This window comes from Zooshikella sp. RANM57, from assembly GCF_050749885.1.
In the GTDB taxonomy this organism is placed as follows: domain Bacteria; phylum Pseudomonadota; class Gammaproteobacteria; order Pseudomonadales; family Zooshikellaceae; genus Zooshikella.
In genome coordinates this window covers 328,323-340,248 of record NZ_JBOIUB010000004.1, presented here as the reverse complement: position 1 = coordinate 340,248, position 11,926 = coordinate 328,323, and the positions used below count along the sequence as shown (strand labels likewise).

11 protein-coding genes are annotated in these 11,926 nt (G+C 41.1%); 4 read left to right on the top strand and 7 right to left on the bottom strand.

Annotation, left to right across the window (positions count from 1 at the left end):
• Positions 1–194: 194 nt before the first annotated feature.
• The gene (locus ACQ96U_RS11130; protein ID WP_431721323.1) at positions 195–1,238 is read left to right on the top strand and encodes an NADP(H)-dependent aldo-keto reductase; all 1,044 of its coding nucleotides are present in this window, start codon (positions 195–197) and stop codon (positions 1,236–1,238) included.
• Positions 1,239–1,251: 13 nt separating this feature from the next.
• On the opposite strand, the gene zapE is transcribed toward ACQ96U_RS11130, so the two are convergent.
• Positions 1,252–2,346 (bottom strand): cell division protein ZapE, encoded by a 1,095-nt coding sequence (gene zapE, locus ACQ96U_RS11125; protein ID WP_431721322.1) that lies wholly within the window; start codon positions 2,344–2,346, stop codon positions 1,252–1,254.
• 294 nt (positions 2,347–2,640) lie between these two features.
• Here zapE and ACQ96U_RS11120 point away from each other — a divergent pair, with 294 nt between their 5' ends.
• Positions 2,641–3,114 carry a YhcB family protein gene (locus ACQ96U_RS11120; RefSeq protein WP_431721321.1) on the top strand — a complete coding sequence of 158 codons (474 nt, stop codon included), beginning with the start codon at positions 2,641–2,643 and terminating at the stop codon, positions 3,112–3,114.
• Here the strand turns inward: ACQ96U_RS11120 and ACQ96U_RS11115 are convergent.
• From ACQ96U_RS11115 to ACQ96U_RS11095, 5 genes are all read right to left on the bottom strand, one after another.
• Positions 3,107–5,170 (bottom strand): flavohemoglobin expression-modulating QEGLA motif protein, encoded by a 2,064-nt coding sequence (locus ACQ96U_RS11115; protein ID WP_431721320.1) that lies wholly within the window; start codon positions 5,168–5,170, stop codon positions 3,107–3,109. The genes ACQ96U_RS11120 and ACQ96U_RS11115 overlap by 8 nt on opposite strands.
• The gene (gshB, locus tag ACQ96U_RS11110; protein WP_431721319.1) at positions 5,154–6,191 is read right to left on the bottom strand and encodes a glutathione synthase; all 1,038 of its coding nucleotides are present in this window, start codon (positions 6,189–6,191) and stop codon (positions 5,154–5,156) included. Before gshB ends, ACQ96U_RS11115 begins: the two co-directional genes overlap by 17 nt.
• A 345-nt stretch (positions 6,192–6,536) precedes the next feature.
• Complete coding sequence (locus ACQ96U_RS11105) at positions 6,537–7,319, bottom strand: hypothetical protein (protein ID WP_431721318.1); 783 nt, start codon at positions 7,317–7,319, stop codon at positions 6,537–6,539.
• A gap of 222 nt (positions 7,320–7,541) precedes the next feature.
• Positions 7,542–8,498 (bottom strand): thioredoxin-disulfide reductase, encoded by a 957-nt coding sequence (gene trxB / locus ACQ96U_RS11100; protein WP_431721317.1) that lies wholly within the window; start codon positions 8,496–8,498, stop codon positions 7,542–7,544.
• Positions 8,499–8,777: 279 nt separating this feature from the next.
• Positions 8,778–8,975, bottom strand: a complete 198-nt coding sequence (locus ACQ96U_RS11095) for a hypothetical protein (RefSeq protein ID WP_431721316.1) — start codon at positions 8,973–8,975, stop codon at positions 8,778–8,780.
• 91 nt (positions 8,976–9,066) lie between these two features.
• Here ACQ96U_RS11095 and cysZ point away from each other — a divergent pair, with 91 nt between their 5' ends.
• Positions 9,067–9,813, top strand: coding sequence for a sulfate transporter CysZ (gene cysZ, locus ACQ96U_RS11090; RefSeq protein ID WP_431721315.1), 747 nt, complete (start codon positions 9,067–9,069; stop codon positions 9,811–9,813).
• 78 nt (positions 9,814–9,891) lie between these two features.
• Complete coding sequence (locus ACQ96U_RS11085; RefSeq protein WP_431721314.1) at positions 9,892–11,067, top strand: glycosyltransferase; 1,176 nt, start codon at positions 9,892–9,894, stop codon at positions 11,065–11,067.
• Positions 11,068–11,075: 8 nt separating this feature from the next.
• On the opposite strand, the gene ACQ96U_RS11080 is transcribed toward ACQ96U_RS11085, so the two are convergent.
• Positions 11,076–11,678, bottom strand: coding sequence for a Yip1 family protein (locus ACQ96U_RS11080; protein WP_431721313.1), 603 nt, complete (start codon positions 11,676–11,678; stop codon positions 11,076–11,078).
• Positions 11,679–11,926 lie beyond the last annotated feature (248 nt).

The window sequence follows — 11,926 nt, the reverse complement described above, 5'->3', positions numbered from 1 at the left end:
CACTTTAACGACCGAAAACTGACAAAACTCCACAATATAAATAGGTCAGAATAGCCTGCAAAGCCATGCAGACTGAGTCTGTATACATTTCATCCAAGCAAAATCTGCAAACCTTTAACCGTTTCAGTCTTATGAGCACGCCTATTGTTGGCTACAACTCATTCCTTCACCCATAATCTGCAAGGACTTTTCTCATGGACTATAGACCATTAGCAAACACTTCGCTAAATGTGAGTCAACTGTGTCTAGGCACCATGACCTGGGGAGAGCAAAACAATAAAGCTGAAGCTTTTCAACAACTTGACTACGCAACCAGCCTTGGTGTTAATTTTATTGATACCGCAGAACTCTACCCAGTTCCCCCCAAAGCGAATACCTACACCACCACGGAGAAAATACTTGGTGAATGGTTGACCCTCCATAAACAGCGAAATGATCTGGTTATTGCAACTAAAGCGGCTGGTCCAGGTAACTGGGTCAATTATATTAATGAAACAGGGCCCACGCTGAAGCGCTCTGATATTATGCGCGCGGTAGAAGGCTCACTAAAACGTTTAAACACTGATTATATTGATCTTTACCAAATCCACTGGCCCGCTCGCAGCACAAACTTTTTTGGTCAACTGGGTTATCAGTTTGCTGAAGATAAACCTAATACTACCTCTATAGAGGAAACGCTTTCTTCCCTTAAAGAGCTAGTGACAAGTGGCAAGGTTCGATATATCGGTGTCTCTAATGAAACACCCTGGGGGCTTAGCCAATACTTACATCTAGCGGATATCCACGGCTGGCCCAACGTCGTCAGCATTCAAAATCCTTATAACTTGTTGAACAGAACCTATGAAGTTGGCCTGGCAGAGTTTGCTCAAAGAGAGCATGTCGGGTTACTTGCCTACTCGCCACTTGCATTTGGTGTCCTATCAGGAAAATATTTGTATGGCGCAAAACCGGCTGGAGCTCGTCTAACACTCTTTAGTCGATTCAGTCGATACACTAATCACTATGCACAAAAAGCTACAGAAGCTTATGTTCAACTAGCACAGGAATATGAACTCGACCCAGCGCAAATGGCACTGGCATTTGTCAGTAGCCGGCCATTTACAACAAGTACCATAATAGGTGCAACAACTATTGAGCAGTTAAAAGCTGACATTGCAAGTGAGAACATAACATTGCATGATGAAGTGCTTAATGCCATAGAACAAATACATCAACAGTATTCCAACCCCGCACCATAGACTCTTTCAATGCTTATGGTTGATGAGCACGCGCCAAATACTCATGAGACTGCATTTCTTGTAAGCGGCTGACAGTTCGCTTGAATGGAAAGCTTAGATTCTGACCTTGATAAAGCTCAGTGACCGCTACAGCTGCAGACATAACCACATTGACATTGCGATCATAAAACTCATCAATCAAGTTGATAAAACGTCGGGCTAAATCATCATCTTTTGCAGTGAGTTGAGGGATCTCTCCTAATAAAACAGTATGAAACTGCCGACTGATTTCAATATAGTCATTTTGACTACGTGGTCCATCACAAAGTTGAGTGAACGAAAACCAAGCAATACCATCACACAACTTTTTAAAGGGAATATCTCTGCCCAAAATTTCTATAGCTGAATCTTCGACTACATTCCCCTCGCCTAACGCAGATAAGCGCTTAAAGTTTGCAGTTAACTGCTGGCTGGCTTGATTATCCAAGGGATAGTGATAAATCTCTGCCTGTTCTAAAACTCTGAGCCGATAATCAACACCACTATCGACATTAACAATTTCTGTATGAGTCTTTAGCAGATCAATCGCAGGTAAAAATCGTTGCCGCTGCAAACCGTCTTTATATAAATCATCTGGAACAATATTAGATGTTGCAACAAGCGTTACCCCTCTAGCAAAAAGCTGCTTTAACAACCCTGCCAGAATCATGGCATCCGTTATGTCTGTAACAAAAAACTCATCAAGACAAATAATACGAAAGTCAGTGGATAATTTATCAGCCACCAGCTCCAATGGATTTTTTTCTCCTGGAATCGCTTTTAATTCTTGATGAACACGCATCATAAAGCGGTGAAAATGCGTACGCCATTTTTTTGGGGTTTTTAGACTTTCAAAAAAAGTATCTACCAGATAAGTTTTACCTCTTCCAACCCCCCCCCAGAAATAGAGACCTTTAATTGGTGCCTCAACTTTTTTTGAACGAAAAAAGAACCATGAACGCTTAGTTGATGATGCTGATTGAAGCGTTTCATATAAGCGCTGAAGATGTTTTACCGCATGTTCCTGTGCCGCATCGTATAAAAACTCCTCTCGTTGTAAATCCTGCTGGTAACGCTCGATAGGGCTCATGATAAATTCTCTTAGTTTTTTCTACTTCTAGGTAAATGGCACAACCAGTTATGCTCAAATACTGTCAGCGAATATTACGGAGGCTTGCGATATACCCCCCTTTATGTGTTTAATGTCGCTGTAAGATAGGAAACTTTAATGGCCAACTCCATAAATGGCAACTTAGTGAAAGTACGATGAAACCTGAGTTGGTCACTACCTTGTCATAATGCTTGAAACACAATTAACACTAAATCTGCACAAATCTTGCTTGAATAAATTTAATTTCAGTATCAAGTGAGAGGGGAAAACAACATGGAACTGACAGAGAATCTTTGGCTTGCCAGCTGTATTAGCTTTGTCATAGGCTCGATTATTGGTGCTTGGCTTTATCGAGCCTCAACTGGCGGTGGAGAGCGGAGCCAGCTAGAAGCAAAGCTGTCCGCCATGGAAAAGCAAATGCAAAAACACCAACAAGAGCTAGATGAGCACTTTAACCAAACGGCCCAGCTATTTAACCGAGTCACAGATGCTTACAAAGATTTACAAGCACATATGGCAAATAGTGCTGCTACACTGAGCCAAGATCCGACAGCATCTCACCAGCTTACAGATACATTATTAGCCAGCCAAACCTTATCTCCAGAACCTGAGGGCCGTGAAAAGAGTGACGATACTTTATTAACGCCTCCCAAAGACTACGCCCCTAAATCAGCACCTGATGAAAAAGGGACGTTATCTGAAGAGTTTGGATTACAACAGTCGATACAACCACAGCCAGCTAAATAGCTTGCCTGATCTCACTTGTTACCTTTGGCATCATCACTGCTGCTTGATGTCTGTTAACGTCAAAAGGCTGAATGGACTGCAATAGGTAGTCCATTACAGGGCCAGCCTCCACAGGAGCAGAGAGAAACTCAGGCAACCACTCGGGCTTTTTAGCCATACCTCGCTCTATCATTTCATTGATAATAGGTAAAAAGCGAAAACCTGTTTTACCAATAAATAAGTTACGAATAGGTTGCTTTTTATGGAGTTGCAATGCCTGGCAAAGGCCTTGTAAATACAAATAATCTTTAGTAAAGCCTCCTCCACGATGAACGCGCGTTGTTAAGCGAAAGGCATCATCTGACTTCATATGATGTTCTTCAGTCAAATACAGCCAGGTATGACGAAAATCTCGGTAAAGCAACATCTGCTCAACGGCCAGTACTCGAAGCGCAAGCATCTTCAAGCGTTTCAACGTCAGATTGCCTGACAAATGTTCACTTAAAATGGCCAGTCCTTCTTGTGTTAATGTGTTATCAGGAAGCCCTAGAGAAAACACTTTTAATGGCTGTAAGCCTGCGTTCAAGGTTGTCACCATATGAACACCCAGCTCATGGTGCGCTAACGCCTGTAACTCTGTAGCCGTTACCTTGGCATCTTTGCGAACCAATAAAGCCCGACGCCCATTACTCACCATCGCCGCAGCCACTAAACGAGAACTGGTTTCGACTTTACAATTTAAGCCCCAAGCAACTGCTTTCTCATGCAAAATGTCACGCATCTGCTCCGCATCAAAAGCAGAATTCTCCTCCTGCTCAGCAATTGCAGGGGCATAAAGCAAAAAGCGCGCATTATCAATATCCTGCTTGCCTGGTTCTCCGTAGTAACGCAAAGAGTTATAAATAAACCGTTCCGTACCTATGCTTACCAACAAATCAACCTTCATCGAAATGGTGTCAATAACCTCTCGATACAGTTGTTGAATACCTGCATCTCGAATTTCATCCACAGGTAAGCGATATAATTTTTCTCTAAGTAAATACGGGTCCATCGCCAGCTGACGATAAGTAAATTCAGGCTGATAGTTTGTTCTATGCGAAAAAAACCGCTTCATTTCATGAGCGATGTTAATCGGATTAACATAATGTAATGTGCTAACACCTTTGGCTAGCTGATACAGCGCTCGATCAACTCGCTTGATCGCAGGATCAACTAAACTTGCCAGCATATGCTTACGCTTAGCCTGTTTTTTCTGTGTAAAGCGCCGTGCAAAAAATGCAGCTGTATCAACTACAGTATGTTTCATCCCTTCACTTAAGCTTTGCAGCACTAACGGGTAAAGCTCTCCACTTTTTTCATCCATAAATACCTTTTTGATTTCAGTAGGAATCACCAGGGTATTTTCAAAACGGCTATTTACATGGGCAATCATATAACCTCGACCATAAAATACCCGATTAATTTCGACACTTGTCTTCAAATTAGGTAACTGCAAAGCTTGCAAACAATTTTGATAACGCTCTATGACTGGAGCCCAACGATCCATATCCACCTGCTCCAATCCCAAGTTAAATACTGGAGCATCATCTGGTTGTCGACCTTTGTTATATGAATGAATATCAAACACCAGACAGGCACCAAAACGTTGCTCCAGTGCCGCAATTAATACATCAAGTATGCGGTAAAACTGGCGGTGCTTTTCCGTACTTCGATGCCACTGCTTATCCGTCAATGGCGAACGCCAAACCTTTAACCCCCACGCACGTTTATAGACACACTGCGCTAATGGACGGTTTAAGTCGTATTCATACCGAGAGTCACATGCTACCAGTGTTATTGGCAAAGACCGAACAAGTTCTCCTGTATAAGGATCTTCCTCAAAATAACGTTGACCCTCATCCAGCAAACAGCGATTTATTAGCTCTGTGCGTAACTGACTACCATTATGAATGGCAGTACAAATAAAGGGAACATAGTCCTCTACTTTAATAAGAAAAGACCCCTCATCAATACTGCACTCAAAGGGTTCTCCCGCTTTAATCGCCTTGATAATGTCAGCTTCAGTACGCTTCTGCATCTTCTATTACCTTGCGAAACTCAGTCTTACGCTGCACTATCATTTCTTTGGCAGAAACCACATTCTCCACAAAGTCGATCACTTTTTTCTGTAATTTTGTTCTATTAAGACGGTTAATACGTGTAATTCCACCAGGACTCAACACATTTACCTCAATCAACTTGCCATGGATAACATCAAGTCCAACAAAGAATAATCCGTCACGTACCAGTTTAGGTCCTATTGCCTGACATAATGCTTTTTCTTCTTTCGTCAGAACATGTTTAATTTCAGTACCACCTGCATGTATATTTGAACGCACATCGTTTTCGGCAGGACGACGACGCATGGCTCCTATAGGCTCCCCATTCAGCATTAAAATACGCACATCACCGTTTTCAGCCCCCTCTACAAACTCCTGCAGAATGACATAATTGCTTTTATCACCACTGCCAATATAAAAATCCAGAAGGGAACGAAAACTTTGCCTTGCCCTTTTTTCAATGACAATAACGCCTTGACCACCAAAACCATTCAATGGTTTTAAGATCATTCGCTCTGCATCATTCTCCATCAGTACACGTTCCAAATACTCACGATTTTTTGAAACATGCGTAACAGGAATATACTTTTGAGCTTCTCCACTAAAAGAAGCTGTATACAGTTTATTATTAGCGATGCGCAGACCATCAATATCATTCATGATGAAAGTATCGTCACGAACTGAGTCCAAAAAGTTCAGTGCAACTGTATCCAGCGGTGGGTTGGCCCGCATAATAATTGCGTCAAAGCCTGCAAGTGGTAATTTTGACCGCTTAAAGTCCGCTGCTTTATAAAAATTTGGGATATTAGCCGTCAGTTTTGTCGTTTTCTTAAATACATTACAAAAAGCATGCGCCGTGTTATCACGAATCGTTAAACTATTGGGCGTCGTTAGGGCCACTGTATGACCACGACTTACGGTTTCGTGTATCATGCGCAGGGTAGTATCCGTCTCAGGAGAAATACGCTCCCAAGGATACATAAGAAAACAAATTTTCACTTATTATGCTCCAAAGGCCGGATTGGCACAGATTAAATGATAGCTACGCCAAACTGTGGAATAGATACAGGGAGTATCAGCAGTAGGAAGAGAAAATCAGCGCAACCAAGGTGCCTTTTTATACTGAATAGGGTAGAAAAACAATCTTTTTATCTTGTTAATGGGTAAAGATAATTGCACCTATCCATAACCGCTTAAAGCACCAATCATATACCAAAGTTCAACAATAAATTTTATCTATACTGATCCCTTCTTTATAGACTACTTTATACTGTGTGATAAACATGCAGTGCATAACATACCGTGTAAATTAACCTCTTAAATTACTGAAGCTAGCTCACATCACTAGGTCGCCAGTGACAAATTTAAACGCACACGATTAACCAACTCCACTGTAAAGGCTCCAAACATCCCAAACATAATGGCTAACAAACAGCCAATAATGATTAACACAACTTTACTTATACCTTTTGGCTTCAAACTTTGTGTAGCTGTTTCAATAATTACGCCAGGTTGTAATTCATTAAGCTGATTTTCTAGCGAAGAAACGGCCATGAGTAACTCCATTGTCTTAGCTGACTGTGAATTACCTTCAACCTGCTCCAGCATTTTCCTTCCAGACAATAGTTGTTGCTTCATACTCCTTGAAGCTTGATCAACCATCTCAGTTTGGGAAACGTGAATTTTGTCGACAATAACCTTATGGAACTCTTTTACTTTATCCGTTTCACTTAAGTGTGCGTCAGTCGATATCATGATTAAACCTGTGTCTTTTAGTACTTGAAAAGACACTTTAAAAGGTAAGTCGTTTAACTGATATTGTTCTGTAAACTTACGAGATACTTGGGGTAAATAAACTCTATTTGCTTTTTGAACAACCGCTTCAGGAGGCTCAATAAAGTCACTCCAGCTTCGTTTGGCTAATTGATAAATACTGACAAAGTTGTACGTATCAGGCTTAACAAAAGCCACTATTAATGTTGCAGTAATAATTGCAACAGCAATTCCACATAACCAACGCCAATGGATTACTAATACTTTAACAATATCGATCAAAGAAATTTCATCATCTACAGAGGAAATTGGTTGTAAAGTATGACTGTTTTTTAACGGTACTTGATTATCCATAGTTCTCTCGCAGTCCTTGCGATATTTAATACAAAACGATGTATGTTGCTCTTTTTTTATTATCAATATTTTTAAAATAGCACATAAAATCTTCTACTTTAGAAATCTAACAACCTTGTCAATAATTTATCATCACATGTCTTTTTTTATTTGAAGCAAATTATTCACAAAAAAAAGCCGGCGGTGCCGGCTAAGTCGTTCACATGTAAACTATTTAGTTTTTCAGTTTTTTAACTCATCTAAAAAGCGCTCAGCATCAAGTGCTGCCATACAGCCTGTTCCTGCAGAAGTGATCGCTTGGCGGTAAACATAATCCATCACATCTCCAGCCGCAAAAACACCTGGTACGCTAGCAGCTGTTGCATTACCATTAAGTCCACTATTGACCTTAATATAACCATCTTTCATATCTAACTGGTCAACAAACAAGTCTGTGTTCGGTGTATGGCCAATAGCGACAAAGACACCGGCAACAGCTATTTCCGAAAGCTCACCTGACTTAACATTTTTTACGCTGATACCTGTCACACCTTGCTCATCACCTAAAACCTCATGCAAGGTACTATCCAGCACTAACTTTATATTACCATTGTTAACCTTCTCAAATAGCTTTTGCTGCAAGATTTTTTCAGCACGGAATTCATCACGGCGGTGTACCAGCGTCACTGATTTAGCAATATTTGACAGGTACAGTGCTTCCTCAACGGCAGTATTACCGCCCCCAATGACAGCAACATCTTGTTGTTTATAGAAAAAGCCATCACAAGTAGCACAAGCTGATACACCTTTTCCTTTATAAGCTTCTTCACTCGGCAGTCCCAAATAACGAGCACTAGCACCAGTAGCAATAATCAGAGCATCGCAGGTATAAACACCACTATCGCCTTCTAGCCTAAATGGGCGTTGTGATAAGTCAGTCTTATTGATATGGTCAAAGATAACCTCTGTATTGAAGCGCTCTGCGTGTTCACGCATCCTTTCCATCAAAGCAGGACCTTGCAACCCTTCTACATCTCCAGGCCAGTTATCAACATCTGTCGTAGTGGTCAGCTGTCCTCCCATCTGCATGCCAGTAATCAGTACAGGATTAAGATTAGCTCTAGCGGCATAAACGGCTGCAGTGTATCCTGCAGGACCTGATCCTAATATCAACAAACGTGCATGCTTTGTATCGGCCATTACTTATCTCCAATTAATTCTTTGCAAAGCCTTATTAGTTCACTGCATTCACTGGATGTTATGCTGAACCTTACCGAGTTATAAGGTCAAGCAGGCGATAAATCCAGTCAACAAACGAATATGTCACACAAAGCCGTAATATTAACATCTTACATGCACTCTCTCGCCCACTTATTTAGTGAGACATAACTTTCACTGCGAGAGATATACAATCGACAATACTTTTCAGGCCATTATGATACGTTAACTACACAACGATTTAATAGTTGATAAAAACAATCACGCTAATAAAGAAAAACTATTTAGTATCAAAAGACTCTCATTAGTGACATGTTTGCTTAAAGAGTCAGGTGTTAGATGGACTTGATGAGCATACATATGTTCCAAGGTATACCCTTCACGAATCATTTTTAGGGTTTGTTGTCCGCGTTCTTCACCCCAGTCACTTATTAATATAAGCTCCTGGGGCTTCATCACTTGACGGCCGCCCCTAAAGACCCTTCGTTATGGGTATATACTGAGCGATTACAACGAAGATTAATCAGAACTCTCCAAAGCTATGGCTACTATGCAGCAATCCAATCATTCGACCCACTATTTTTTTGCAGGCTTACAACTTATTTTTAAACCTGGAATGCGTCGGTTTGTATTCATTCCCTTAACCCTCAATATCATCCTGTTCTCTGTGATGATTTATTACTCCATTGGTTTCATTAACACACAAATCAGCAACTTTACTGCCTGGTTACCCGAGTTTCTGAGTTTTCTCAGTTGGCTGATTTGGCCTATCGCCTTAATCCTAATGTGTTTACTGGTGTTTTTCTCTTTTTCCCTGGTAGCCAACTTTATTGCTGCTCCATTTAATGGATTTTTATCTGAAGCAGTTGAAAAGCATACCCGTCAACAATTAGGCCTGTCAGTATCAGAAACGCCTTTAGATTGGAAAGAACTTTCTTTGCTCATCCCAAGAACATTAAGTCGTGAACTACGCAAGCTAGGTTACATTGCTCCTCGTTGGCTATTACTAGTGATACTGACATTTGTTCCTGTCATTAACTTTATTGCACCTGTTGTATGGATAATATGGGGAGCATGGATGATGGCCGTTCAGTATGCCGACTTTCCTGCTGATAATAATAAAGTACCGTTTCCTGCTCTTATTGCTAAACTAAAGCAGCGAAAAAGTATGACATACAGCTTTGGTGGACTTGTATACCTGATGACACTTATCCCCTTTGTCAATTTACTCGTCATTCCTGCAGCTGTAGCGGGTGGAACAATTCTGTGGGTCAATGAAAAGCTCTACGAGCAATAATATTATCATCATATTTTTTTCATACAGCCGTCATAGTGAAGTTGCATAGTCTCTGATAATCTGACTAGTAGCTTCCCTATGACCCCCAAACCAAATACCATCGCTATCGTCACCAATACACCTGTGCCACTTGATCAAGCGCACAATACCATGCTGTGCCATTTGATTGATGGAATGCTTCATCTTGGTTTACAAGTACAGTTAATATGCCCTCATATCCGAAATAAAGATCACCGTTATCACCCAGCACTAACCTGCCTTGCACCCTCACACATACCAACAAGCACCAAATTACCACGGCTGTCGTCTATATCATGGCTTACTGACTACTGGATACAACACCCACCTGATGCCGTATATATTTCTTCACCCACGTTAATCGGGTGGCAAGTAGTTCGCTTAGCTAACAGGTTAAACATCCAAACTGTAACAGGCCTCTTTAATTACACAATGGCCTCCCCTTTTCATTGTGTTCAACACTTTATCAACCACTTAGTACTGCCATGGTTTAACGCCAAAAGCAAATATACTCTAGTCAACTCAATCCACCATGCCCAACAGTTTCAATCGCTACGCTTAAAGCGTTTAGCTATTCTTAGCCATGGTGTTGACAGTAAACGTTTTGCCCCATGTTACCGAAGTAATGAGCTCCGCGAACAATGGCAAGCAGACCGCCATGATTTAGTTTTTTTATATACAGGCCCTTTGGACCAACGCCATAATGTTGAACTCGCTTTACGCACCTTTCGGGTTATTAGAGAACACTTCCCCAGTAAAAAGCACAAAATGGTGTGTATTGGCGATGGCAAAAATGCAGAACATTTAAAGCACCGATTCCCAGGCATTTTCTATTTAAACCACGCTCCTACCAGTCAGTTACCTGAAATATATGCCTCAGCCGATATATTATTACAGCCCAATAAACAAGGACTACTCGGCAATAATGTAATAGAGGCAATGGCAAGTGGTGTCGTTGTGGTTGGATTTCAACGAGGTGCTGTAGCTCAGCATGTGCAAAACCATGTATCAGGACTATCCATTCCTTTAAACGGTGGCTGGGTTGACGATGAAACCTTTATTGACCGAGTGTTAGCACTATGTGATCGCCCAGACAAAATTGCCTCCATAAAACGTAATGCCCGCTATACGGCATTACGTCAGGACTGGCAGTATGTGACACAACAGTTTGTTCACTTGATGCTCTCTCCTGCACCACATACACCCAAAAAACAAATTCAACAACCATCTCATTAATGGTCGTATTAAAAACTATAAACGGGACCGATACCGATTCCCCAAAAAATTGCGGTCACTACTTTCATTGATACTAATAAAACAAGGCCGACACACACCACTGACGTAGAGAATAAAAAACCTCGCTCAGGCGGTATTTCCATTACCCGAGGGATTCCAATATACAACAAATAAGCCGTATACCCGATAGCTAATATAATTGCAGTCATTGTGATTGGAATAGATGGATAAATACCGACAATACCTACCAAATACAGTGGCGTACCAACATAAGCTGTAAAAATAATACACTTTAGTAAGCTAGGGTTAGTTCCGTAGGTTTTGGCCATCCAATGGATGAAGCCTCCCATTATAAACACAGCAAAAATAATCGCTAAATAAGACAGGAGGGACATAGTTAAGGCACTTGTGGCTGTCAGTTTGGCCGCATCCAGTTGACCTACAGACCACCCAGTCCATGTAGCGCCAATATAAGAACTAATGGCAGGTACAGCCGCCAGGATTAAAACATGAGATAAATAGCGGTTTTTATTGACCAGCGTTTCTTTGCGAATATCCACCCACTCTTCGCGGGGATGTGTAAAAAGCCCCCAAACATGATTAAGTACCATCGCCAAACTCTCCCTTACATTTGCTTAATCTATAGCACTAAAAACACGATCCATGTAGTTCAAAAAAATCATTCTTTTCTACAGTTTCCCCCGCTAAATACCAGTATTTACTGACAAGCGCTTGACAGCAATTCACTTCGACCAGTGAGGCTTACTTAATAAGCTTGTTACGGGTGGTATAGCGTTATTTTTTTAGTCCCGCTCTTATCATCTGTATTATTTTTTATAACGGTTTTTGTACCTGACTT